This window comes from Ruegeria sp. AN11, from assembly GCF_056536005.1.
On sequence record NZ_JBQFJD010000001.1, the window covers coordinates 1,776,013 to 1,800,343 of the forward strand.

The 24,331-nt window shown below is 56.8% G+C and carries 19 protein-coding genes; 8 read left to right on the top strand and 11 right to left on the bottom strand.

Features of this window, described 5'->3' with window-relative positions; all coding sequences use genetic code 11:
- Window positions 1–335 precede the first annotated feature (335 nt).
- The 5 genes from ACR3EQ_RS08790 to ACR3EQ_RS08810 all read left to right on the top strand — a co-directional run bounded on the left by ACR3EQ_RS08790 (window position 336) and on the right by ACR3EQ_RS08810 (window position 6,233).
- Window positions 336–1,733 (top strand): phenylacetate--CoA ligase family protein, encoded by a 1,398-nt coding sequence (locus ACR3EQ_RS08790; RefSeq protein ID WP_480490391.1) that lies wholly within the window; start codon window positions 336–338, stop codon window positions 1,731–1,733.
- 911 nt (window positions 1,734–2,644) lie between these two features.
- Window positions 2,645–2,914, top strand: a complete 270-nt coding sequence (locus ACR3EQ_RS08795; RefSeq protein ID WP_321250731.1) for a potassium channel family protein — start codon at window positions 2,645–2,647, stop codon at window positions 2,912–2,914.
- 166 nt (window positions 2,915–3,080) lie between these two features.
- Window positions 3,081–4,160, top strand: a complete 1,080-nt coding sequence (locus tag ACR3EQ_RS08800) for an AI-2E family transporter (protein ID WP_170612210.1) — start codon at window positions 3,081–3,083, stop codon at window positions 4,158–4,160.
- Window positions 4,157–5,221, top strand: a complete 1,065-nt coding sequence (locus tag ACR3EQ_RS08805; RefSeq protein ID WP_170612212.1) for an HlyD family secretion protein — start codon at window positions 4,157–4,159, stop codon at window positions 5,219–5,221. The genes ACR3EQ_RS08800 and ACR3EQ_RS08805 overlap by 4 nt, the downstream gene beginning before the upstream one ends.
- Complete coding sequence (locus ACR3EQ_RS08810) at window positions 5,211–6,233, top strand: DUF2955 domain-containing protein (RefSeq protein ID WP_170612214.1); 1,023 nt, start codon at window positions 5,211–5,213, stop codon at window positions 6,231–6,233. Before ACR3EQ_RS08805 ends, ACR3EQ_RS08810 begins: the two co-directional genes overlap by 11 nt.
- 272 nt (window positions 6,234–6,505) lie before the next feature.
- Here the strand turns inward: ACR3EQ_RS08810 and ACR3EQ_RS08815 are convergent, their stop codons facing one another.
- Complete coding sequence (locus tag ACR3EQ_RS08815; protein ID WP_170612216.1) at window positions 6,506–7,990, bottom strand: BCCT family transporter; 1,485 nt, start codon at window positions 7,988–7,990, stop codon at window positions 6,506–6,508.
- Between the two features lie 304 nt (window positions 7,991–8,294).
- Here ACR3EQ_RS08815 and ACR3EQ_RS08820 point away from each other — a divergent pair, with 304 nt between their 5' ends.
- Window positions 8,295–9,146: a Hint domain-containing protein gene (locus tag ACR3EQ_RS08820; protein WP_170612218.1), complete on the top strand. Its 852-nt coding sequence runs from the start codon at window positions 8,295–8,297 to the stop codon at window positions 9,144–9,146.
- Window positions 9,147–9,330: 184 nt separating this feature from the next.
- On the opposite strand, the gene ACR3EQ_RS08825 is transcribed toward ACR3EQ_RS08820, so the two are convergent.
- The 7 genes from ACR3EQ_RS08825 to ACR3EQ_RS08855 all read right to left on the bottom strand — a co-directional run bounded on the left by ACR3EQ_RS08825 (window position 9,331) and on the right by ACR3EQ_RS08855 (window position 19,818).
- Window positions 9,331–10,320 (bottom strand): HupE/UreJ family protein, encoded by a 990-nt coding sequence (locus ACR3EQ_RS08825; RefSeq protein WP_170612220.1) that lies wholly within the window; start codon window positions 10,318–10,320, stop codon window positions 9,331–9,333.
- Window positions 10,317–11,147, bottom strand: a complete 831-nt coding sequence (locus ACR3EQ_RS08830) for a peptidyl-prolyl cis-trans isomerase (protein ID WP_170817306.1) — start codon at window positions 11,145–11,147, stop codon at window positions 10,317–10,319. The genes ACR3EQ_RS08825 and ACR3EQ_RS08830 overlap by 4 nt, the downstream gene beginning before the upstream one ends.
- Window positions 11,148–11,309: 162 nt before the next feature.
- Window positions 11,310–13,232, bottom strand: a complete 1,923-nt coding sequence (locus tag ACR3EQ_RS08835; protein WP_170612224.1) for a DUF3604 domain-containing protein — start codon at window positions 13,230–13,232, stop codon at window positions 11,310–11,312.
- 228 nt (window positions 13,233–13,460) lie between these two features.
- On the bottom strand, window positions 13,461–15,869 hold the full coding sequence (locus ACR3EQ_RS08840) for a GcvT family protein (RefSeq protein ID WP_480490394.1): 2,409 nt from the start codon (window positions 15,867–15,869) through the stop codon (window positions 13,461–13,463).
- Entirely contained in the window at window positions 15,870–16,574 is a 705-nt protein-coding gene (locus tag ACR3EQ_RS08845) for a maleate cis-trans isomerase family protein (RefSeq protein WP_480490396.1), read from the bottom strand. It abuts the gene before it with no gap.
- On the bottom strand, window positions 16,567–17,010 hold the full coding sequence (locus tag ACR3EQ_RS08850) for an SRPBCC family protein (RefSeq protein WP_170612230.1): 444 nt from the start codon (window positions 17,008–17,010) through the stop codon (window positions 16,567–16,569). Before ACR3EQ_RS08850 ends, ACR3EQ_RS08845 begins: the two co-directional genes overlap by 8 nt.
- Before the next feature lie 339 nt (window positions 17,011–17,349).
- Window positions 17,350–19,818, bottom strand: a complete 2,469-nt coding sequence (locus ACR3EQ_RS08855) for a CoA transferase (protein ID WP_480490398.1) — start codon at window positions 19,816–19,818, stop codon at window positions 17,350–17,352.
- 117 nt (window positions 19,819–19,935) lie between these two features.
- Here ACR3EQ_RS08855 and ACR3EQ_RS08860 point away from each other — a divergent pair, with 117 nt between their 5' ends.
- Window positions 19,936–20,874, top strand: a complete 939-nt coding sequence (locus tag ACR3EQ_RS08860; protein WP_480490399.1) for a GlxA family transcriptional regulator — start codon at window positions 19,936–19,938, stop codon at window positions 20,872–20,874.
- A 19-nt stretch (window positions 20,875–20,893) separates the two neighbouring features.
- Here ACR3EQ_RS08860 and ACR3EQ_RS08865 read toward each other — a convergent pair whose 3' ends face one another.
- The 3 genes from ACR3EQ_RS08865 to ACR3EQ_RS08875 all read right to left on the bottom strand — a co-directional run bounded on the left by ACR3EQ_RS08865 (window position 20,894) and on the right by ACR3EQ_RS08875 (window position 23,014).
- Complete coding sequence (locus ACR3EQ_RS08865) at window positions 20,894–22,195, bottom strand: aspartate aminotransferase family protein (protein ID WP_480490400.1); 1,302 nt, start codon at window positions 22,193–22,195, stop codon at window positions 20,894–20,896.
- Window positions 22,196–22,211: 16 nt separating this feature from the next.
- Complete coding sequence (locus tag ACR3EQ_RS08870) at window positions 22,212–22,364, bottom strand: hypothetical protein (RefSeq protein WP_170612238.1); 153 nt, start codon at window positions 22,362–22,364, stop codon at window positions 22,212–22,214.
- Between the two features lie 194 nt (window positions 22,365–22,558).
- Entirely contained in the window at window positions 22,559–23,014 is a 456-nt protein-coding gene (locus ACR3EQ_RS08875) for an Lrp/AsnC family transcriptional regulator (protein WP_170612240.1), read from the bottom strand.
- A 116-nt stretch (window positions 23,015–23,130) separates the two neighbouring features.
- Between ACR3EQ_RS08875 and ACR3EQ_RS08880 the strand changes: the two genes are divergently transcribed.
- Entirely contained in the window at window positions 23,131–24,330 is a 1,200-nt protein-coding gene (locus ACR3EQ_RS08880; RefSeq protein WP_170612242.1) for a methionine gamma-lyase, read from the top strand.
- Window position 24,331: the final 1 nt, after the last annotated feature.

The following is a 24,331-nucleotide window of genomic DNA, read 5'->3' on the forward strand; positions in this document are numbered from 1 at the left end:
CTTGTCCTTTGGTCCATGCTTTCTATTTATGTCGAACGCAAAATGCCGGGCCTTAACCCAACTTTATCTTTGAGCTGTGCTATGCATCGCCCGTTGGCGACTGGGATTGATAGTACGCATTGGGACTCAGAGCAGTCTTTCGCTGCAGCGGGAACCAATGACAGCAACGCGGACGGAGCTGCCGTTTGGTGTTGGTGACCTCATGTCCGCTTTCGCGGTATCTCAGGTGACTATGATCCTGCGCGACTGTCAGATTTGACATTGGTCAATGCAGCGCAGCTCTTTGCTATAGTTAAGAATTAGCGACTTTTCCGACGCGGGATACAAAACGAGAAATGCCGGAGAACATGCATCTTAGTCTTCATAAAGCATTAGGGTATTTGATTGGTGGACTCTGGACAGGTTGGGGCGGACGTACGCGAATAGAAGCCAAGCAACTCCGCAACCTGCGGCGCCTCGTGGATAAGGCGCGTGGTGACTCACCTCTGTTTCGCCGACTATACGCAGCGCTGCCACCAACTGCCGAGATCGAACTTTACGACTTACCGGTGACCCTTAAGCCCGAACTCATGGCAGAGTTCGACGACTGGCTGACAATCCGCTCTCTTCCACTCGACAAGGCCCGCGAACATCTGCGGGACCTGCGCAAGGTTGGTGTGCCTATCGACGATGTCGCCGTTTTTCAGACCTCCGGGACTTCGGGCGAACCTGCCGTCATCGTCTTGTCTGAATCGTTCGTGGAATATGCCTATGGCATCATGCTGGCACGCTTCGAACGATATCATCGGAAGCTTGTGCGAGACGTCCGAAAACTTGGCGACAGGGTGACGATTACAGGCGGGAACGGCCATTTTGCCGGAAACGGTTTCAACAAACTAGTGCAACGTTTGAACCCCCGGCTTGCCAAGGGCTTTGGTGTCACCTTTGTCGAGGCTGAACAGCCAATTGGTCAGCTTGTCAAAAGACTGAATGCGATTGGGAACATCGCTTGGATCGTGACGTACCCCAGCATGCTGGCCATTCTAGTCCAGGAAAAAGAGGCCAGGCGGCTGCGGATCGAACCGGCGTTCATTACCACAGGAGGCGAGACACTCACCGACGATCTCCGCGAACGAGTCGGGCGAGCCTTTCCGTCGCTGAAATACGGCATTGCCGATCCCTATGGGTGCACCGAGTGCTTGGCGCTTTCGTTCGAGTGTAGCCACGGGAGGAAACACGTGAATGAAGATTGGGTTATCCTCGAAGCGGTCGACGAAGCAATGCAACCCGTTCCCGACGGAACGTTGTCTGCGACCGCTCTGCTGACCGTGCTCGCTAACGACGTTCAGCCCTTCATCCGCTATGATTTGGGTGACTGTATTCGGTTTGACCAGCATGCTTGCCCCTGTGGATCGCCGTTTCGTAGTTTGCAGGTCGAGGGACGCCAAGCGACGTTGGTTCGCGTAGGCGAGGTGACCCTGTCGCCACTGATTTTCGATTTTGAGCACGACCAAGCCCAGCGCATCCAGTTGATCCAGACTGGCGAATTCGATTTCGAGCTGCGCGTGCAACTGGCAACGGGTGCGGCGGCGGGGCTTGTTCTAGAGGACGTCATCGGGTCGGTGAAGAAAGTATTTCGCGACAACGGTCTAGATGACGTCACAGTTCGAGCAAGCAAAAGACCTCCCGAATTCACCGCAAGCGGCAAATTCCACGAAGTTGTGCCTTTGCGAAACTCTAGCTCACCTTCATGACATAAACCGGCAGTCGCCAGTAGATCTCTGAGAAAGTGTGTTCTTGGCTTTCCTCTTCCAACTACGCGGGGTTCTTCCCTTCGTCAAAGCCGACATTCGCCGCGACGCAAAAGACAAGTAAATTGGGCTCAAAGCAGTCGTTTGCTGCAATCTGTGTGAGTGTCTGCTAATTTTGTTTTACCAACATTCTGTCATATGACACCTTGCGCTGTGCCTCGCTTGAAATCGATCGTTGTGTGGTATCTATCGTGGTAACTATTAAATTTAGCTAAATTTATTATATACTTAACATAGGACTACAGAATTAGTTATACTGACTTCGTCCCCGCCATACAGCATTGAAACCAGATGATGTTTCGGGGTTTAGTCGACCGAACCCGCGACAATGGACGCTAGTGATCGAAGTTCGACGCGCCGGATGATTCAGCTAACCTTAGCCGTTTACGGCTACCCACCTTAGGCTTCGGATCGCACTGTCGGATTCCTTCGGTTGGGAATCTTCCCTCGCTCGAGCTTCTTTTGTGCCAACCCCCAACCGGAGCGGTAACAAGACGAACGCTTCTCGGTTTGCGTCCGACTTGAAGTTTGAAGCAAGCGACCTGACTGCGTGTCGGCAATAGAGACGCGCGGCAGAAACTTCTGGAGCGAGCAACAGCAGCGCTGGCTCCGCCACCGGACAGGTCGGCCAAAACCCGACGAACACCGATCCGATCCCAATGCGAAGGTTTCCTGCGCGGCGTGTTCGCGAAGAACCTGAACGCAAGTTTTGAGCCGTCGCAGGATCGGTCTCATCAAAATTTTGTATTTCATTCCAATACTGTTATGTATGAATTTATTTTACGGGCGGGGGCGTAATGAACTCACTAACCAGAATAACACGCGGGATAGGCGTCGCCTTGAAAGACGGCAGGGTGAAGAGTCTTTTGGCCTTCACCATAGGCATGATCCTTTGGGCGTCTGTTTTTTATCACTATGTAGAAGGCTGGAGTTGGCTGGATTCCATCTATTTTTCCGTAGTGACGATTTCGACTGTGGGGTTCGGTGATTTCTCACCCGAGACCGCGTTAGGTAAGATTTTTACCATGGTCTATATCATTGTCGGACTGGGTGTCTTTGTGACTGCGGCAACCACGATTGCGGACACGATCCTGTCTCAGGATGACAAAAAAGCAGACGAGTAAAACGACCGTAGCCCTGACGCTGCGCTCAAAAACAACTGCAGTGCTGAAGCCGCAGTTCGTTTTTTCGACGCTTCATCAAACCCATACCAAGCGACGATGTTTGAAAAAATGTACATATCACGTTTTTTGAGTGTAAGGTTTGGAAAACGAATAATGGAGGGACGGTATGGAAAAGACACAAGACGCAAGAATTGTGGATCTGGCAATTCGCTTGCTTTTTCTTGGGTTATTCCTTTACAGCGCATTGGTCATGATCGCGCCGCTGGCAAGCGTGGTGATCTGGGCTACGATACTCTGCGTCGCGCTTTATCCGGTTTTTGATTGGCTTCAGTCCAAGTTGGGCGGACGCAAGTCGCTGGCCGCAACCATTCTGGTTTTGCTGGGTCTAGTTCTGACATTGGGGCCCGTCGCAACTGCAGTATCGGGCGCAGCAGAGCTTGGAGGCGAGTTTGCGGAACAGGCGGACAGCGGTGAATTGAAAGTCCCACCGGCGCCGGAAGGTCTCAAGGAGCTGCCCCTGGTCGGGAACAAGATCGCCGAAGTCTGGGGGATGTTCGAAAGGAACCTGGACGGCGCGCTGGCGAAATATGGCACACAAATCCTGGAAGTGACCAAATCCCTCTTTGGTAAGGTTCTGGGTATCGGGATCGGGCTTTTGGGACTGGCCCTTTCGGTTTTGATCATGGGAGCCCTGTTCAGCCCCGGCCCGAACCTGGTTCAGGGTCTGCAGCGATTTGCCAACCGCGTGTTTGCGCCACGCGGGGGTGAGTTCGTGACTTTGGCGGGTGCAACAATCCGAAATGTCACAAAGGGCGTCATCGGAGTGGCGGCAATTCAAGCTGTCGTCGTGTGGTTGCTGTTGGTTCTGTTTGGCATTGGTTCCGCGGCGACGCTGGCGTTTATCTGCCTGATCCTGTCCATCATTCAGATCGGGCCCGGTCTGGTGCTATTGCCCGTGGTTATTTACGCATGGAGCTCGATGTCCGGTGGTGCGGCTTTGGTGTTCACCATATTGGCCATCCCTGTCGCCATCATGGACAGCTTCCTGCGTCCGGTATTCATCTCAAAAGGTCTTGAGACACCAATGCTGGTGATCCTGATTGGGGTTCTCGGTGGCATGATGGCCTACGGCTTGATCGGCATTTTCATGGGACCGGTTCTGTTCGCTGTCTTCTACGAGCTGTTCAAGGTCTGGATCGACGCCTCACCCGAAACGGAAGACGCTGCTGAAGGAGCAGCAAAATGAGAAAAACAATATGGACGACACTTGCCGTCATTCTTGTTTTTCTTGTGTGGTATCTGGTTGCCGACCGGAAAACTCCGTTTACGGGAAATGCCAGAGTCAAGGCCGTGGCAACGCAGATCGTGCCGCAGGTCACTGGCACGGTGACCGAAGTTCTGGTCGAAAACGGTCAGGTCGTCTCAGCTGGTGACGTGCTGGTTCGGATTGACGCCAGACCATATGAAATCGATCGCGCAAAGGCAGAAGCGGATCTGGAAGCTGCAACACAGGAAGTGGGCGCTTCCTCGGCCGAGGTAAGTGCGGCGCAGGCCAAACTGGCTAGGGCGCAAAGTGACCTCGACACGATGCGCATACAGACAGAGCGGGTTTTTGCACTTGAAAAGAAAGGACTGATCGCGGTTTCAAAGGCGGATGACGCGCGAGGGCAACTGGCAGAGTCAGAGGCGAATTTCGAGAACGCCAAAGCGGATCTGGAGAAAGCCAAGCAGAGGCTAGGCAGCGAGGGAGTGGAAAACCCCAAAATTCAGCGCGCACTGGCAGCACTGGCGGATGCAGAGCTTAATCTTGAATGGACCGAGTTGCGCGCGCCGGCAACAGGTGTGATTTCCAACTTACTGATCGCGCCCGGAACATATGCGCGCTCCGGGCAGGACCTGCTGACCTTTCTGGATGCGACCGACGTCTGGATCGAAGCCTATTTTACCGAAAACAACCTTGGCAGAGCATCTGTAGGCTCGCCCGTCGACGTGGTGCTGGACATGCACCCCGGCAAGATTGTCCCGGGTGTAATCGAAAGCTTCAGCGCAGCTGTTTCCCTGAGCGGTGGAGATGAGCCCGGCCAATTGGCAAGCCCGCCAAGCACCAAGGGTTTTCTGCGCGAGCCGGAACGGTTCCCGGTTCGGATCGTGTTGCCCGGGTATGAGGCTGGAAGCGCCGAGGACGACCTGCGTTTTCAACTCAACGGGCAGGCGGACGTGATCATGTATCTCAGCGAAAACTCGCTACTGAACGTGGTTGGCCGCACCTACATTCGTTTGGTTTCGATCCTGTCTTATGCGTACTGAGGACAGAAACTCGGTCATCCGGCTTGCATTGGGGGTAACAGGGGTCTTCTCGTTGGGCCTGTTCCTGGGTTGGCCCCTTGCGGTTGTTGGTGCCGTGTTCACGGCCTTGTTTCTTCAGGCACCGGCCGCGTTGCCTTTGACGGCGTTTGCAAAGCTGTTTGTCTTCTCGATCGGGTTGATGTTTCTTTCGTTTCTGCTGTCATCGGTATTCGCACCATATCCCGTCGTATTTCTGATTCTGGTTGCGATCGGAATAATCCTGTCGTTCATATGGTCGGTGTCAGGCGCAGGAGTATTGCCCGGGGTCATTGCCCTAATGGGGGCATTGATGATCCCGAACCTTGTGCTGCAATCGCAGGATTTGGCCTTGGTGCTGGTGTTCTGGATCCCACTGAACCTTCTGTTTGCGGGGTTCGTATCCACACTGATGTTTGTTCTGATCCCCGCTGAACCCCCAACGCCTGCTGAAAAAAAAGCAGCGTCATCGCCTGAATTTGACCCGCATCGTCGGATCGTCAGGATGTCGCTTGTCACGGTTCCGTTTGCTTTGGCGTTTTTCGTGTCCGGCGCGTCGGCGTTGTTGGTGTTGTTCTTTGTGGCGCTTCTCAGTCAGCAACTGGCTGCGATGCCCGCAGCGGGGAAGACCGTTGCCAAGGCTATGCTGACAGCAAACCTGCTTGGAGCGGCGGTGTCGATCATCTGCTATGAAATCAACGTGATCGCCCCGGTCATTCTGACGCCTATACTGCTCTGTCTGTTCTTTTGTCTGACGCTTGGGGCGCTCGGCAAATCTCAGGTTCCACTGGCTGCCGCTGCCGGGTCTGCAATAACAACAGCATTGATTGTGTATGGCGGGTCGATTGCACCGTTTTCCGACGAGGCCGACGTCAAAAGCATCACGCGTGTTCTGCAAGTCGCCAGCGCTGCGTTCTTTGTGATCATAGCCTACGTCGTGGTCGACGAATTCTGGCCGGAAAAGCAACGCCAGACCAGTCAGAACAACGCGGCCTGACGGGAACAGACGTCGCGGCCAATAACAGGCCAGCGCATGGTCACATATGTGGTCTGCCCAAAACTCTGAATGTCGGTAATGCCCGCAAAACACCCAGATAGCAATTCAGCGGATACCGAAACTCGGCCTATGTCGAACGCACCCCAATCCGCTTAACCGACACTGTTTTCTTACCTCCGCACCGCGCTAAACGCGGTACAGGGCAAGCCAAATCAAAAAACCGATATAGGCGAAAACTGTTACATTCAGCACCGTATCGACGATTGATCCCGTCATTTCGTGACCTCCTTCATCAGCGACTTGAGAAGGCAAATAACAAGGACAGGCACAATAAAGACAAACGCGATGGCTGACAGTGCGATAATGGATCGAACGAGCGCCACGTCGTTCACAAAAATCATCGCCAGCCCCAGGCCGCCCAGTACCACGCCCCAGATGGTACGCACACCAGGGGAAGGGTTTTCATCTCCGCCCGTTCCAATCATTGCTAGCGTGAATCCGGCGCTGACAACACTGGTGACCACAAACAGGAACGCGGCCGCGATTGTTGCGATCTGTGTCACGTATTGCAGAGGAAACTCTTGCAACAAAGCAAATGTCGTCGCATCGAGGCTTTCGGCGTTCACCTCCAGAAGATGGCCGCTTCCATCCAGAACGTCAAAGATACCAATCCCGCCGAAAACGCCAAACCAGAAGATCGAGAACAAAGTCGGCGCGATGATGACGCCGGTCAGAAACTCGCGGATCGTGCGGCCGCGCGAAATTCTTGCAATGAAAATCCCGACGAACGGGGACCATGCAAGCCACCAGATCATGTAGTTCAGCGTCCAGTCCTGAAACCATGTGGAAACGGTTTCGTCGAAAAACTCGGTTGTCGAAAACCCGGCGGGTATGACGTGGAAAACGTACCGGCCAAAACCGGAAACGATGGAATTCATCGCGAAGGACGTGGGACCAACAAGCAGCAAATAAACCAGCAGGGCAATTGCGATACTCATGGCCAGATTGGACAGCCTGGACATCCCCTCACCCAGATCGCGCCGAAGTGGGATAAGAAATGCAATGCACATGACGACAAAGATAATCGCGGTCAGCGAATACGAGTTTGGTATTCCCAGGACCCCTGCCAATCCCGTTTGAATCTGGAACACCCCCATCGCCAATGAGCCTGCCAGCCCGACGGCGATGGCAACAACCGACAAGAAATCGAAAACCCACGCCAACGCTCGGGTCCAGGCTTTGTCCCCGTAAACGTCCAGCAACGGTGCGCTCAACAGCAAGGAGCGCTCTCTCCGAAATGCAAAATACGCAATAATCAGCCCGACGACGCCATAGATCGCCCAGGCATGAAAGCCCCAGTTCAAATAGGTGACAAATATGGCCAGGCTGGCCGCTTCCGGGTCGGCGCTGAAGTTGCGAATAACCGAAAAGTGCGTGAGAGGCTCTGACGCGCCAAAGAACAGCAGTCCAACGCCCATACCCGCCGCAAACAGCATTGCTATCCAGGCGACAGTGGAAAACTCGGGCTCTGATCCTTCGGGACCAATTCGTATCGAACCGAACCTGGACAGCGCGAGATAGATCGACAGCAACAAAAGTGCACTGGCTTCCAGCATAATGAACCAGCCCCGGCTTTCGAATTGAATCGAAACAACTGTGGAAGAAACGGATCCCAGGCCCTGTGGATCGACAATGCCCCAGATGGCAATGCCGCTGCTGACCAGAAGTGCCGATACCAATAGCGCGTTAACTTTCATTGCTTGCCAATCTGAAGAAGTGCGTCTGCCTTGGCACCGTAATCACAAAATACCGTCACACAAAGTCGCAAACGTGGGATGCCACGAGAAGCCGATGCTTATCCTGCCTTCGCAGTGGCCGTTTTCGTCCGCCCCCTGCCGCATCGTGGCAGATCACGGCTTGGTCCGCACAGAAAACGATCAAAGAGCTGATGGACGGCCGTGTCGAACCCAAATTGCACAAACAATACTTTTCAAAAAATCACTATAAGTGAATATAATGCCCTAATATAGCATTGAACGGCGTGAACGGGGGAAGTCGGCGGTGTTTGATATATTGGCGCATACTGTCAATGAGACAGGCCAAGGTGATCTGATTGTTCAAAACACCACGATGCCTGCGATAATCAGCGGCTCGACAATTTCTTTCGACGGTGGGCAAACATTCCAAGCCTACACGTATCTCGGTCAGGGCAACTATCGCGGCACCGGTGAGTCCGGCGAATTCATCAGAGTTGGCGGACAGGTCTATGCCTATAACACCACGAATCCCACCGGCCCGATGCAGACGGGCAACTGGAAAATTACGGAAGGGGACCTCGATCCCAGCAATCCTCCCTGCTTTGTTGGCGGCACGTTGATCCAGACACCACAAGGCGAAGTCCTGGTTGAACACCTGCAAGCGGGAGACTTGGTTACAACGGCATCAGGCGGACACATGCCAATTCTTTGGATCGGCGGCCGACAGGTCATGCCCTCGATGCTGCTTCGCAATCCGTCATTGCAACCGTTGAGAATAGACACAGGCGTCCTTGGGAACGACCGGCCCCTGGTGATTTCCCAGCAACACAGATTGCTGGTATCGGGCTACAAAGCGGAACTGCTTTTTGGTGAGCGAGAGGTCCTGATGCCCGCCAAGGCGCTTATTGGATTTCCGGGTGTCACATTGGATTACTCCCGTACAACGTTCACCTACTACCATCTGTTGCTGGAAACACACGAGGTGGTCTTCGCAAATGGAGTTCCATCGGAAAGCCTGTTTCTTGGTGACCAGCTTGGGCGCACTGAAACCGATGAAATCAAACTCCTGTTTCCGGATTTGTTCTGCGAGTTAAGAACTGTCAGAGCAGCAAAGCCCATGGTTTCTCGTCGCGAAGCAATGGTGATGTTTGCCTGACCCGTTTTGCGCTAGTAGGAAAGACTGGCTTTGCTCTACCCCTGGTCCTGCTGACTTCGTATTGTTGGCGAAGCAGTTTTCGCCGCGACTGAATGAAGAACTACGATGAGCCCAAATCAGGCTTCATTTCCAAAGGTGGATGCAACGCGCGTGATAGCCTGCCCACGCACCGCAGCCAACATGTTCAGAAGCCACTTACGCGTTCTATTAGCCAATACATCGACACTGAGCCAATGCCATAAGCGGTAACAGTTGTCGCCGTTTGACCAATCGGAACCGCTATGAATCGCCCCGCCGCTATGAGAAGAGCCAAAGCGCCAATGAAACTGAGCTGGCCTGCCTCGACGCCGACATTGAAGGCAAGCAAAGCCGCCGGAATATCGCTTGAGGGCAGTCCGATCTCGGCCAATGCTCCCGCAAAGCCAAGGCCATGCAAAAGCCCAAATCCGAAACATACGATCCAGGGTTGCTGTTTTGACAACCGGAACCGACCTTCGCCGCCCTTCACAATCTCCATAGCGAGGAAAACGATGGAAAGCGCGATTACAGCCTCGACCGGTGGACCGGGAACATTCAGGACACCGAAAGTTGCAAGCGCCAGAGTTATGGAGTGCGCAACTGTAAAAGCCGTTACAGCGCCAACCAGCCTCCATGGGTCACGAACCAGAATGAACAGCGCGAAGACAAACAGCAGGTGATCCCAACCTTCCAGTATGTGTTCAAACCCCAACAGGAAATACGCGGAAAAGACTGACCACGTCGTCTGCTCAGTAGGTATTTTCTGGATGGCGGCATCAGGAGTGAAACGAAGGGTCGTCGGCTCGGCTTGCAGAGGGTGCAAACGCACCAATACGTCGTTCTTTTGAGTCTCTAGCCCCTCAATCGCAATGGGTTGGCCAGTGATACCTGCGCCGCACTCGACAACCCATGAAGATACCCAGGCTCTGCCGTCTGAAACCGGGTCCGGGCCCCGCGCCGGGGCGCAGCCATCCGGTAGGACAGCATCAATCGCCATCGGTCGACCGTTCACATCCGGCTTTCGCCAATGAACGCTCCACGTGTCTGAAGCGATTTGGCGAATTTCCAGATAACCCGGATCAAGCGCATGTGCAGTAGCCTTACCTGCCGACAAGGTAAACAGCAGAGCAAAAACAAGACAGACAACTGCTCTCATTTGGCCGGGCCTGCAAGATCGGGAGCTACAATTTCGTAGTTTCGGGCAAGAGCCTCATATTGCGCCTGCGCCAGATCTTCGCTCGCAGCGCGACGCCAATCCCGCAGTACCACACCGTGGATTTCTGCCAACGAAGGCAGTTGGCTGGGTTCGATGGCGACAACCTTGACCAGATGCACCCCATATCCCGACCGGATCGGTCCGGTCCATTCACCCACATCCAGCGTTGTCAGACCTTCGGAAAACCCATTTCCAAACACCGAGTCGATGACTCTTGTCGCGGTCATGGGCATTGAAGCGGGCAGCAATGTCGAGCCTCCAAGGCCATCAGGCTCCCGCTCGGCCCGCAGCGCGGTCAGAGCCTGCTCGATTTCTGCGTCGCCAGGCTTTTCACCCAGAAAAACCTGAGTGAAGGCCACTTTGGCAGATGTTGCGTAGCGTTCAGAGTTCTCCTGCAGAAAAGCCTCCAATTCTTCGTCATCCGGAACAACTGATGTGGCGATCGCTTCAGACAGAAAATCCATCTTTTGGCTCAGCCGGGACCTGATGACGGTATCGCCGCGATCAAGGCCAAGCTTTCTCGCTTCTCTGACCAGCACCTCTTCGCGAATGGATGCATCGACCAAGGCTTGCAACTCTGCTTCTCTTGGCCTGCGTTTCCACCTAGCTTCAAACTGTGCTGACAGCAGCGCAACATCGTTTTCGTCGATTGCTATCGTATCAATGTCTTCAACACCCTCGGCTTCCGGCGCAACCAAATGGAACCAAACGAAAATCGCCGCTCCAATCAAGAAGAAATGGAACAGAGGTTCTTTCAACAATCGCATGAAGGCTCCTGCAAGAAAAACACGATCCGGTTCTATGTATCGATGCTGGCATCACCCGGTTGGGTTTTGCAAGAAACGAACACCCTGTGTGTTTCAGAAAGTTGGTGACAGCACCGGGGCAGAGGTACCTTCCCCGGCTTCCAATTCCGTCCCCAGATTGGATCACTCTTCCGGCGTGTACCAGATCGGAGAGGAATACGCGCGCTCCTGATGCGTCAGAACCGCGTCTTCCGGCAATTCGGCACCGAACCTCAGCTTGTCGTACAGCACCCAGCGTGGTGTGGGGATTTCGATGGCGCGCACGTAGTAAAAGGCCCGCGCATTCGGATCGAAATCAGGATCAGACCAAACCGTAACCAGTTCGGCGGTTCCGATTGTGTTGGTCCAGCTTGCGGTGTCTACATCCACGGTGTTTCCAACCGCGGGAACCTTGCCGTTTTCATCAGCAACACGATCACCCGACCACGCCACATCGTAGACCTTTTCCTGCAAAGCTCCGTCGGAATCGAGCCATCCCTTGACCACTTGCACGCGGTCCAGATTGGCACCAACCGGGTCGCGCAGAGCAGCGATCAGGAATCCGGGCGCACCATCACCTTCGCGGGGGCGCAGGTCCGAACCCATCGGGACCCCTTTGGTATAGCCGACATCTGCAAGGAAACGGGTTTCAACGTCCGCGTCATTGAAATCCCATCCGCCAAAGAACCGCAGGCCGATCCGGGGGCCGGTTGTTGCATAAGTCTCGCGCCGCTTGAACGCATCAAAGATCGCAGCGCGTGTGTTTTCGGTCGCCCAAACGGCCGTGTAGCCGGAAGCGACCAGAAGATCGCCGGGAATTTCACCCAGATCATTGGCAATGAAAGGATGTTTGATCCGCGTGGCCGAAGGTTCAACACTGACAGATTTTCCAAAGAAGTTGTCTTCTTCGGCAGTGGCCAGAGACGTATGGCTGTCCGTCGCGCCGCCCATACCGAACTTATAGGGGTTAACGCCGAACTTTTCTTCCAGCAACAGACCGCGCTTCAGTGCTTCTCGGGCGTATTCACCGGCCAGCATGTCATCGGTCTTCAGCTCGGTGATATCCAGATTGCCTACATCCCAGTTTTCGTAGTCTGCAAATTCGTCATCCGGGCTCAGGAACGGATGCGCTTCGCCGTCACCCTTGATCTGCGTGACTTCGTAGTGGGGTTCCCATTTCGCACGGGCCGCCACGTATTCCTCATCGACCTTACCGCCGTGATATGTATCTTCGGTCGGGAACATCCACCCGTTTGACAGGTTGCCGTTATGGGCAAAGGCAACTGCACGCCCCCCGGTTTTTTCCTGATACTCTTCAAGCCACGCGTAAAGCGCCTTTGGATCCGTATCGCCGTAAGGCGGCTGCGTCACCGGGGGCACCATCTGAAGCGCTCTGATCGGCCCATCGCGCAGCATGACGTTTCGATGCAAATTGAAACCCTTCGGCACCGAGGTCCACTCGAACCCGATGAACGCGGTAAAGTCGCCAGGGTCGTTATGCCGCTCGGCCGCCAGAACAATATTCTCCCATGTGAAGGCGAAAGCGTCGGCACCCGGGCTGTAGGACTCGAGAAGAACTTCCGGCAACGTCATTTGCGAGAAGTTGGTAATAATGTCGAACGCCGTTTTCCCGGCCTCTTCACCGCCGGCTTTGTAGCCCTCGTACCATTCCAGACCTTTTGGATCGGCAAGAACACCGGGCTTGCCAGCTTGCAGATCCGGGGCAAATCCCATCAGGTCCGTGTGATCCGTCAGAACCATCCAATCCAACGGCCGGGCCAGCCGGACAGGTTGACCGGTGGACGAAATGACCTGCTCACCCTTTGCGAAACGCCATGCGTCGTCCGGCAGCAGGGTGTTCCCGAAAGCGCCCGCATCCAAGGAAAGCCCCGTGTGAAGGTGCGTGTCCCCCCAAAGCGGGCGTTCGGGAAAAGTCCGGTTGGCATATGGAGAAAACGGTCGGTCCGAGAACAAGTCTTCGGCCGCTTCTTTGCTTGGTACGGCGTCAGAAAGAGCAATTGTCGGCGCAAACACCAATGAGAAAAAACACGCGGATATCCGAAACATAGTGACCTCCCAAATCAACTATACCAACAGAATGGAGGAACTTTTCGCAGCCCCTTAATATTCGATTTTGTTTATATCACAGTGCGTCGATTTCCGTGAGGAATTTTCCGGACCACGGTTTTCGTGGTGCTGGAAAGGCAACCGATCCGTTTCCAATTCGAAGTTTCCACCTGCGAACGTTTTACGATTTCGCCCATGCTCGTGACCAGGAACCAGTGCTTGCGGAACTCAGGCGCGCAACCGCTTGTTCTCTGGGTCATAGACGTGGTGGTTGTGACGAACGGCAGATCGAAGTGCGCCAAAGGCTTGAACGTGGCAGCTTTGGCCAATGTCCAGAGTTCCCGTTTCCACATAACCCAGCGCGATAAGACGACCGCTTCGGAACCCCATCGACACGGATGATAGGTAACCGATTGCTCGATCGCCCAGGATAATGGGATCAGACGGCAACGGATCTGGGCCAGGGTCCGTAATTTCAAGTCCGATGAATTGCCAGGCTGGCACCTCGCGCTTTTGCTGCATGACAGCTTCGCGCCCTGTGAACTGCCCCTTTCTCAGGTTGGCAAAGCTCGCCAGCCCCGCGTCAAAGAGTGTGTATTCCGTGCCAAAATCAGCAGCCCAGCCGTGATATCCCTTTTCAACCCGCATTGCGTTCAGCGCGTAGGAGCCGAAATTTCGAATACCGTGGTTTTGCCCGGCCTCCCAAATGGCCTGGTAAAGCTTTGTCAGGTGCTCGGAAGAGACATGAAGCTCCCAACCCAATTCACCCACGTAACTCACCCTGAGGGCGGTGACTGGTACGTCGGCGATCGTCGTCTCGGTAACGCTCATCCAAGGCCGGGTCAGGTCGCCGTTTGTCAAAGGCTCAAGAAGCGCACGGGATTTCGGCCCCATGACCAGAAGTGCGCCATCTCGTTCGTGCTGCCGGGTGAGCGTGGCATCGGCGTCGCCTATCTGTCCCGCGATCCAGTCGTAGTCACGGTCCACGGCAAGTGTCGGACCGCAGAGCAGAAAGCGGTCATCGGCCAGCCGGGCGATCGTTGCCTCGGACCAGATCTTTCCGTTTGGTGTCAGCATGTAAGACAGGCGCACCCGTCGAACGTCCGGCAGGGAACTACAGAAGACCCTGTTCAAAACCGCGGCCGCATCCGGACCTTCGAGCGTGAATTTGGTAAAGCCGCCATGATCCATGATACCGACCGCATCCCGAACGGCCTCGCATTCCTTGCGGACCGGCTCATTCCATGCTTCTTCGCCAAAGCTTAGATCATGAGCCTCTGAACCAGGTGCCGGATCAAACCAGAAGGCACGTTCCCAACCGCCGATCTGCCCCATGACCGCGCCCTGTGAAACCAGATGGTCGTAAAGCGGAGACTGCCTGACGGGTCGCCCGGAGGTCAGAATGCGGTGGGGGTAAGGGATCGCATATTGCAGATCGTAATGCTCCGACGCCCGGCGCGCCGCATAATCCCCGCATGCCCAGTCGCCAAAGCGTCGCGGATCCCAAGCGCTCAGATCCCATTCGGTTTCGCCTGCGGTCAACCATTCGGCCATTGCCTTGCCAATCGCGGCTGAATGCGTGATTCCGATCTGAACACCGGTCGCGTGGAAGAAATTTCGTACGCCACTAGCCGGACCGACAAGCGGCAGAGCATCCGGCGCATAAGGAATGGGGCCATTCACGAAACGTTGTGCACCGGCTTGTTCCAGCAGCGGAACATGGCTGCATGCAGCCTCGAACACCGCCATCATCCCGTCGACATCGTCGGCAAAAAGCTGATGGTCAAAATCCCCGGGAACACCATCCATCCAGACAGGTCGACCTTCATGCGCGTAAGACCCCAGCAGGAACGCGTTCCGTTCCCGGCGCAGGTAGAACCTTAGATCCGGGTCCCGGATCAGCGGGAAAAGATCACTGTCCGCGTCCAGCTCAGGCAAGGCGCTTGTAACCATGTATTGGTGTTCCAGGGTCACGACAGGCAGGTTCATTCCGGCAAGCGCGGCGATCTGCGCGCCGCTAGATCCCGCCGCATTGATTACGGTTTCCGCAATCAGGCTGCCAGCCGATGTTTCGACCTCCCAGTCTCCGCTGCTGCGCTGTCTGAGGCCGGTGACTTTGGTATAGCGGCGCACCTCGGCCCCCATGTCCCGCGCGTGTTTGGCCAAGGCCTGCGTCAACTGGCTGGGATCAATATCACCTTCATAGGGGTCCAGAATGCCGCCCAGAACGTCATTCCCCGCCTTCCAGTAAGGGTGCATCTTCTCAATGTCCGACGGTTCCAGCATCGAAAGCTCGAACCCCGCGGATCGCGACCCGCCACACAAATGCTGAAACAGCTGCATCCGCTCTGGCGTGTGTGCGGGCCAGATTGCCTTGGTGTGGCGGTAGGTAATCGGTGCATCCGGGTGGGTGGCAAGTTCCTTGTAAAGACGCCAGGCGTAGTTGCCCGCGCGCATCCCCAGCCACGAGTTGGCGTAAGTGGGAATGTTGCCTGCCGCATGCCAGGTCGAGCCAGCCGTCAGCTCATTTTTCTCGAGCAGCAGCGCATCGGCAATGCCCGCCTTGGCAAGATGGTAAAGGATAGCCGCCCCTACGGCGCCGCCACCGATGACGGCGACCTGCACGTGGTCCTGCATTCAGTGTTTCTCCAGCAATGTGCCGTAGCCCGGGATCGCATCCTTGATGCCGATGGCGCGAAGCGCTTGCCAATACACGGCCGCATTGCATGCAACGATTGGTTTTTTATAGCGCGCTTCCAATTCGGCGATCAGTGAGACCACGGGCAACGCGGTACCGACCTGAAGGATGACATCGCAGTCCGATGCAGCCACCTGAGAGAAGACGGCGCGAATATCGTCAAGCGGTGTTTCGCAAATCTCGGGGAGTGTCGGCGCCGCCGTTCCTTTGATCGCGGCAACCTCAAATCCGGCGGCCTCGGTATTGGCTTCTACAACCGCATCCACTTCTGCGCTGAACGGGGTGACAACTCCGACCCGCACCGCCCCAAGTGCGCGAAGCGCCGCGTAGTTGGCCTGCGAAGCGCCCAGCAAACGCACGCCCACCTGGTCAGAGACTTCCGAGCACCGGGCCGCCAGCTTGTCCGGCCCGCCCGCCCCTGCATCCGTTGTCAGCCCCACGGCAATTACCCCGGGGTTACAATCCATCAGCTTGGCCGCTTCGTCAGGCAGATCATCCGACACAGTGTCCCCACCAAGGCGAAAGCGCTGCATCTGGTTGGTCACACCGTTCGGTCGCAAAAGCTCCAGCTCCGGCTGCACGACGGTATTCATCGCCGGTGTCATCACGCCGACAATGGCGCGGGGCGCGAGCGTGTCAGTCATGCTGGTTCTCCCTGAGATATCGGTTCAAACCTTCCATGCCACCAATGTAGATTGCGTCACCCACGATACTGTCCATCTCGTTTGCGACATCAGGCGCACAGTTAAATCGGCTTTCCCAAATGCCCAGGGTCTGATCTGTATGTGATATCGGGATAAATCGATGCGTCGAAACGTATCCTTCGACGGGAAGCGGACTTTCGAGAATGTCGTAGGTATAGAAGTGGTCGATGTCGGAATGCGCAAGCAGGGTCTCGCGAAACACCGTCCCGTCGCGAATCTGCAGGCTGCGAATTGACCCGGTCGCGGTCGGCGCTCCATTTTCCAATGTGGCCTTATCCACTCCGGGGTTCCAGGCTGCTAACCCGTCAAAGTTTCGGACGGCCCGCCAGACCCGGTCGATATTTGCATCTATGATCATACTGCGAAAAACGTGCATCTTTTCCCTTTCAGTGACCCAAGCGAGTGGTAAATCGCGTGAATATCCTTTGTGTCGTTCAACGGGGATGTGAGAGCGCGATCCCATATTGATTGTGCACCAACTTCGCGCCAATCGTCCACGCTCGGGCGGTCTGCGAGTCAACGATAACAGTCGTGGAACTGGACACTCATGGGCCTTACGGTTTCGCGCGAGGATCGTGTGACACTTTCCATGGTCGACAGATTGCTAGTCCGAAAGCGCTGCGTCGAGCGCGCATCGGACCGATGTCCAACCGATGGGTCTAACAGCCCACTCCGCTTGCCCAAGATCAGCCCGAGCACTCCGGACCCACTGCCCTTATTCGGGAAGGTATTTGTCGGACCACTGCATTGCCGCTGCCCCGGTCTTGATCATGTGATCAATTGCATCTTCGGCCAACCCGATCCGCGCCAGGATTTCGCGCGTGTGGGCCCCATATTTTGGCATGTGCGAAGGCACTGTGATACGGCCCTTTTTCGGGCGCACGGCATTTGGCGCCACCAGATCAGTCCAGCGGCCCATCGGATGCCGGTCATGGCGGATCGCGCGGAATGTCGCCTGTGACAGATCAACCGCTCCACCGCTTTCCGGTTGCAGGGCGGCATCGCGGGTTTCGTGCAGCGACCCTAATGGAACAACGGCGCTGGACGAAGCGGCGAATGCTGCTTTCCAAAAGGCCACGGGACGTTCGCGGAAGCGCGATGCCAGGTCGGCCTGCACTTCAAACTCCGATAGATTGGCAAGTTCGGCAAGTTCGGGGATATTCGCCAAAGCCTTCTCTCGCTCGGTTGGGGCGGCGAAGAATATCCAGCCGTCCGCCGCTTTATAGCAATGATAGAACGGCCCCCAGCCCAGCGCCTGACGCCCCGAAGGTTCGTCAAACGACGCCCGCCCGTCATAATCATACATGAACTGGGCCTGAATCAGGTTGCCCGCAGCCGCCAGCGAGGCGCGCGCAATACCGCCCTCTCCTGTCTGGTCCAGCCGCATCAGCGCCCCACCAAGCGCCACGCAGGCACAGTACCCGGTCAAAACGTCGATCGTGCCAAAATGCGCGTGCTCTTCCGGCGTTTCCATGCCGCCGCCAAAACGCACCATGACACCGGTGGCCGCCTGGGCCAGATCGTCATAGCCAAGGTGGTTGGACTTCGGCCCGATCTTCGGCCCGCCAAATGCGTCTAGCTGAACCAGGATCAGCTTCGGATTGATGCTTTTTAACCGGTCCGGCGACAACCCCAGCGCATCGCGCTGCGCATCGGTGCCGTTCATGGTGATGACGTCGGATTCAGCGATCAGGCGCGCCAGTGCCTCTTGCCCTTCGTTGCTGCGCAGGTTCAAAAGGATGCTCTTCTTGCCGCGATGCGCGTGCATGCCAAAGACAACGGCATTCCAAGGGTCTACCGAAGGGTCGACCGGTTGTACCAAAGTGACTTCGGCTCCGAACCGTGCAAGGGTCGAGCTGATGGTGGGGCCGGCGATGACATTCGTCAGGTCCAGAACCTTCAGCCCGTCCAGCCAACCCTGTCCGGCGGTATCAAAGACCGCCGAGACCCGGGGCGCTTCGGCCAGAAGCGCGGCAAGATCGGCGGGCTTGGCCGCATGCTTGACCGGAGCCTCGGCATCTTCTGCCAGCCACGCGACATTGCCCATCTGGCGCATCCTGCCGTGCACGGGATGTTCGACCTCCAACACAAGACCCGAAGCCAGCGCGTGCGGATCATTCAGCCATTCCTGTGAGGATCGCTGGGCCGTTGCCGGTGCTTTCGATGCCCCGAACAGCGCCTCCCACTCGTGGGCCGGGCGGGTCAGAAAGGCCTCTTTCATCGCGGTGGATACGCGGGCGCGGTCCGAAACGCCGACCGGATAGTTGCGTATAGACCATTCCGCGGGCCAGTCTTTCTGATCCAGATAGGCGTCAAAATCTGGCAGGCTTTCAACCATATCGCCAAGCCCAAGCGTTCGAAGCGCGCGTTCAGGATGACCCTTGATGCTGCATGCCACAACATAAAAACCCCGGCCATCTGCGCAGGGGTAGGTCCGGTAGAACGGGTCGAGGAATTCAGACAATTCCGAAAACTCCAGATTCAGCGGCAGACCTTCTGCCGCGCGCCGTTCCAGTTCAACTTCTCGCGGGGATTTGTAGCGGTCCGGATAGTCCTCGATTTGCTGACAATTGTAGACCAGCCCCTCCAGGAGGGCCGAGGCCAGCGGAACCTCAATATGATCCCCGCCATTTCTGCCCCGCGCGCGAAGTGCAAACAGCACCGACATGGCGCCAAACGTTGCCCCGTAGGCCGAAGCCAGCCCCAGCGGAGTGAAGGATGGGTTGATCCCCATAAGCCGGCGGTTCAGGCCCATATCCGTGAACTGCCCTGTGCGCGCAGCGATCACTGCCTCCCACGCTGCAATATCGGCCAGCTCCGGATCGGTCGAGGCAAAGCCGGGCATCGATAGTGAAACAATGGCGGGATTTGCCTGCCGCAAGGCGTCCGGTCCCAGACCAAGACGTTTCATCACACCCGGCCGGAAATTGTCGATGACAACATCGGCGCGCTGAACAAGTTGCAGGGCTGTCTGAAGACCGCCTGGCGATTTAAGGTCCAATTCCAGGTTGGATTTTCCACGTGACAGCATATCCGATGCGGGTGACTTCAGGCGCGGTCCGCCCGGAGGATTGATGCGGATCACATCCGCCCCCATATCGGCCAACATCATCCCTACCAGCGGCCCGGCCAGATATTGGCCGAAATCAAGAACCCGAATGTTCGAAAGCGGTCGGTTGCGCATGGTGGTCAGGCCCTTTTGCCGGTGTGGTTGGTTCGACTGCAAATTGGGTAAAGCGTAGTCTTGAATTTTCTGCGGGCGTTGTCCTAATTTGCCAAAAAACATCCCAAATCGGACGAGATGCTGGCGCTCAAAATCAACGTCCTTCTGTTTGACAAATTTTCCAACATGCTGCTGGCCTGCCTGTTGGAGCCGCTGCGCGTTGTTCGGGATCAGACCGGCGCCGACATCCACTGGTCTATTGTGACGCCTGACGACGATGCAGTTCGCAGCTCCAGTGGTCTGCGTCTTTCGCCGGACGTCACCCTGGTTGACGCGGGCGCCTGCGATCTGTTGATGGTGGTCGGCGGAGACGAGTTTAGGCAGAACGCCTCGAAACCGGCCAGCAGAAAATGCGTCGCGCTGACCAGACAGGCGGAGACGGTCATCGGGGCGGATACCGGGGCGTGGTTTCTTGCTTCCTGGGGATTGCTGGACGGGCGTCGGGCAACCCTGCACTGGCAAACGCTGACTGAGTTTTCGGAGGCGTTTCCCAATGTCGAGACCCTGCCGGACAGATTTGTCCGCGACGGTCCGATCTGGACCTGCGGCGGCGCCTCGACGGCCATGGATTTGATGATCGCCCTGATTTCGGAACGATACGGTGACGCGCTGGCGCATGATGCGGCCAGCATGTTCCTGCATGACGGTGCGCGGTTCGATGGGCTTGGACACAGCGCCATGCAACCCAAAGGGTCGGAAAAACTGCGGCGCTGCATTTCCATAATGGCAGAAAATGTCGAGGCTCCGATGCAAATCGTGGACCTCGCGCGGCGGGCCAACCTTTCGGTTCGGTCCATCTCGCGCATCTTTGTCAAAGAGCTTGGGATGCCGCCCCAACGCTATTACCAGTTGATGCGCCTGTCGCGCGCCCGCGACCTGGTTGCACACACGAACCTTGTTCTGGAAGAGGTTGCGATGCGCTGTGGCTATTCCTCCGCACAGTCTTTGTCCAAGGCGTTTTCGCGGCAGTTCGGCGTCAGCATCGGATCGACGCGCAAACACAAGCAGATGTGGTGAAATGCCCGGTACTGTGACGCTACTGCGTCTCGTTGAGAACCGGCTTGATCTCTTCCAGTGCCCGGTCGAACGCATTCAGTGCATCCGAAACATCATCGTCACTATGCGCAGCCGATGTTACGGCGCTCATTGCGGACATCAGGTCAACCCCGTTGCGGTTCAGAGCATCCTGTAGCCCCGCGACCAGCTTGGGTGCGGGTCCGCGAATGGTCGCGGCGGGTATCCCGTCCATCGACCCTTCGTGCGGCCCGAACCAGAGGTGGAGCGTCGAGCTTTCGCCATAGCACAACCCTTCGATGCCGTGTTTGGAGAACAGCGCGTTCACGCCACTCCGAATATCCGCCGCGATCCTGTCCGCATGGGCCTGGGCCGAACCATCCGCCAAAAGGTCCATCATCACCGATCCGGTTGCGGCAACGATGGGCGCCCCGTTGAAGGTTCCCTGGTGCAGCACAGCCGGGGTATGTCCCCGGGTCGTGACGGACGGGTCGAGCATCGCCATGACCTCGGCTGTGCCGCCGACGGCACCTCCCGGCATACCGCCGGTGACGATCTTGGCCATGGTCGTCAGGTCGGGCGTGGTACCGGCCAGGGCCTGACGCCCACCGGGAGACCAGCGGAAACCAGTGATGATCTCATCCAGGATCAGCAGGCCGCCATTTCGATGCGCGGCGGATTGGGCGGCTCCCAGAACCGCCTGCGCCATCGGCACTGCACCGTAATTGGCGCCTGAGGCTTCGACAATCACCGCAGCATAGTCCTTGGTGGCGAGCATCCTGTTCAACATGTCCGCATCAGGCGGGCAGATGTCGGTCAGCGCTGCGACGGCTGCGGGAACGCCCAGTGACGGTGGCACATCCGATCCCGGTTTGGACCCCTTCAGAACGTGATCATGCCAGCCATGGTAATGCCCGTCCACGCGAAGGATCTTGTCACGGCCAGTGAAGGCGCGGGCGATGCGCAGGGCCAGCATCGTTGCCTCGGTTCCGGACGCGGTGAAGCGGACCCGCTCTACCGACGGAACCAGATCGCAGATCTTGCGTGACCAGTCGACCTCGATCGGGTTGCAGTCAGCCGCAAAGATCGCTTCCGCCGCTTGCGCCTGCAGGGCTTTGACAATTTCGGGGTGGCAATGGCCCATCATCTGGCTGGCCGCACCCATCTTGAAATCGATATATCGATTGCCATCAGCGTCCCACTTATGCGCGCCCAGCGCACGGGTGATATAGATCGGGTTCGGCAAGCGCCAGCGATAGCGGTGTGAGATGCCCCCGGGCATCGATTGTCGGGCTTGCTGAAACAGGTCGCTGGATTTGGTCATCTGTCCTTCTTGCCCTTCACCAAATTTGCCCGCCGCGGGCCGAGTGGCCCCGGCTGTCAGCACGTTTCTTTCCAGCAGCGTCGGCCCGCGCGGCCTCAGCCAGATGCCGCGATGTCGAACAATCGACTGCGCCCGCACCAAAGATCGCATCGCGCATGTGACCAGCCACGCCACCCTCCTGCTTTTCAGCCACTCTGGCGACAAGGAAACAATCGGGCAAGACGACTTTTCGGTAACGGGTTCTCCGGCCTTCCGGTGCTGCAGAACGGACCAGGCAGGCTTGGCTTACAAAGCCCTTGGCCACAGAGCTCGATGTGAGGCGCGTGCATCTACGTGGGCGCGAAACGGACAGAGCGTCGCCGATCAGGTGGATGGGAAAACGGCTGTTTTCTTTACCGTTCCGTAGACAAAGCTGGTATCGATGGAGGCGATACCGCCAATCGGGTGAATGCGATTGCGGATAAAGTCTTCGTAAGCCTCGAGATCCGAAACAAGAACGCGCAACTGATAGTCCATGGCACCGGTCAACACATGGCATTCGAGAACTTCCTCGATCATCCGAATCCGCCCTTCAAAATTCTGTACATCCGTTTCGTTGTGCCGCTCCAGCCGGATACGCACAAAGACGGTAATAGCCATCCCGTATGCGGTGGCGTCCACATCGGCGCTGTATCCCTTGATGATCCCACTGGCCTCAAGGTTCTTGACCCGGCGCAGGCAGGGCGACGGAGAGAGGCTGACCGCATCCGCAAGATCCTGATTGGTCATGCGCCCATCCCGTTGGAGGGCACGGATGATCTGTCTGTCCTTGGCGTCCATTTTCCTTCCCACGATTGGCAGATCCTGCCAATTTCGACCTCAATGTTAGTATAATTCGCAACCCATCACCCAATGTAAAGGTGCAAACTGGCTCCAACTGGAATCAGGAGTTTGTCATGACCCGCTCAACCGGCTTTGCTACCCGCGCCATCCACCATGCTTACAACCCGTTGGAAAATGACGGCGCGCTGACCCCGCCGCTGCATTTGACCTCCACCTTTTCCTTCGAAACGGCCGAGGCCGGCGGCGAGATGTTCGCAGGTGAACGCGAAGGCCATATCTACAGCCGTATTTCGAACCCCACGTGCGATCTTCTGGAACGCCGGATTGCGGTGCTCGAAGGGGCTGAGGCCGGGCTGGCCCTTTCCAGCGGCATGGGTGCCATTACCGCAGTGCTTTGGACCCTGCTGTCGCCAGGCGACGAAGTTATCGTCGACAAGACACTCTATGGCTGCACCTTTGCGTTCATGCGCCACGGGTTGGCGAAATGGGGTGTCACGATCACGCATGTCGATATGACGGACCCTGAAAACCTGCGTGCCGCTGTGTCGGACAAAACGCGTGTGGTCTATTTCGAAACGCCGGCAAACCCGAATATGCGGCTTGTGGACATTGCCGCCCATGCAAAGATCGCGCACACGGTCGGCGCAAAGGTCGTGGTCGACAACACTTATGCCAGCCCATATCTGACCCGACCGATTGAACACGGTGCCGACATCGTTCTGCATTCCGCCACAAAATACCTTGGCGGGCACGGAGACGTGGTTGCTGGCCTGGTTGTGGGCTCGGCGGAACAGATTGCCGAGATCCGCCTGGTCGGGATGAAGGACATGACCGGCGCGGTGATGGCGCCCTTCAACGCGATGCTGATCCTGCGAGGGCTGAAGACCCTGAATTTGCGGATCGACCGCCACTGCGCATCGGCTGAAGTTGTCGCTGAATATCTCGAGGCCCACCCCGCTGTCGGTGACGTATCTTTCCCTGGTCTCAAGAGTTTTGCCCAACATGATGTTGCGCAGCGCCAGATGTCGCAGCCCGGAGCCATGATTGCGTTTGAAATCAAATCCGGCCTGTCCGGCGGGATCGAATTCATGAACCGACTGACCATGATCCAACGCGCAGTCTCGCTGGGCGATGCGGAAACCCTGATCCAGCACCCGGCCTCGATGACCCATTCGACATACACCCCGGAAGAGCGGGCCGAGCATGGAATCAGCGATGGCCTGATCCGCCTGTCAGTCGGGCTTGAAGACGTCGAAGACATCCTTGCAGACCTGGAGCAGGCTTTGCCCTACCCTGCCCGCAGCGCCGCCTGAA

Bases quoted from the DNA above. Each gene is read 5' to 3' on its own strand.
- ACR3EQ_RS08790 (WP_480490391.1), top strand. From the start codon at position 336: ATGCCGGAGAACATGCATCTTAGTCTTCATAAAGCATTAGGGTATTTG.
- ACR3EQ_RS08800 (WP_170612210.1), top strand. From the start codon at position 3,081: ATGGAAAAGACACAAGACGCAAGAATTGTGGATCTGGCAATTCGCTTG.
- ACR3EQ_RS08805 (WP_170612212.1), top strand. From the start codon at position 4,157: ATGAGAAAAACAATATGGACGACACTTGCCGTCATTCTTGTTTTTCTT.
- ACR3EQ_RS08810 (WP_170612214.1), top strand. From the start codon at position 5,211: ATGCGTACTGAGGACAGAAACTCGGTCATCCGGCTTGCATTGGGGGTA.
- ACR3EQ_RS08815 (WP_170612216.1), bottom strand. From the start codon at position 7,990: ATGAAAGTTAACGCGCTATTGGTATCGGCACTTCTGGTCAGCAGCGGC.
- ACR3EQ_RS08825 (WP_170612220.1), bottom strand. From the start codon at position 10,320: ATGAGAGCAGTTGTCTGTCTTGTTTTTGCTCTGCTGTTTACCTTGTCG.
- ACR3EQ_RS08830 (WP_170817306.1), bottom strand. From the start codon at position 11,147: ATGCGATTGTTGAAAGAACCTCTGTTCCATTTCTTCTTGATTGGAGCG.
- ACR3EQ_RS08835 (WP_170612224.1), bottom strand. From the start codon at position 13,232: ATGTTTCGGATATCCGCGTGTTTTTTCTCATTGGTGTTTGCGCCGACA.
- ACR3EQ_RS08840 (WP_480490394.1), bottom strand. From the start codon at position 15,869: ATGCAGGACCACGTGCAGGTCGCCGTCATCGGTGGCGGCGCCGTAGGG.
- ACR3EQ_RS08845 (WP_480490396.1), bottom strand. From the start codon at position 16,574: ATGACTGACACGCTCGCGCCCCGCGCCATTGTCGGCGTGATGACACCG.
- ACR3EQ_RS08850 (WP_170612230.1), bottom strand. From the start codon at position 17,010: ATGCACGTTTTTCGCAGTATGATCATAGATGCAAATATCGACCGGGTC.
- ACR3EQ_RS08855 (WP_480490398.1), bottom strand. From the start codon at position 19,818: ATGCGCAACCGACCGCTTTCGAACATTCGGGTTCTTGATTTCGGCCAA.
- ACR3EQ_RS08860 (WP_480490399.1), top strand. From the start codon at position 19,936: ATGCTGGCGCTCAAAATCAACGTCCTTCTGTTTGACAAATTTTCCAAC.
- ACR3EQ_RS08865 (WP_480490400.1), bottom strand. From the start codon at position 22,195: ATGACCAAATCCAGCGACCTGTTTCAGCAAGCCCGACAATCGATGCCC.
- ACR3EQ_RS08875 (WP_170612240.1), bottom strand. From the start codon at position 23,014: ATGGACGCCAAGGACAGACAGATCATCCGTGCCCTCCAACGGGATGGG.
- ACR3EQ_RS08880 (WP_170612242.1), top strand. From the start codon at position 23,131: ATGACCCGCTCAACCGGCTTTGCTACCCGCGCCATCCACCATGCTTAC.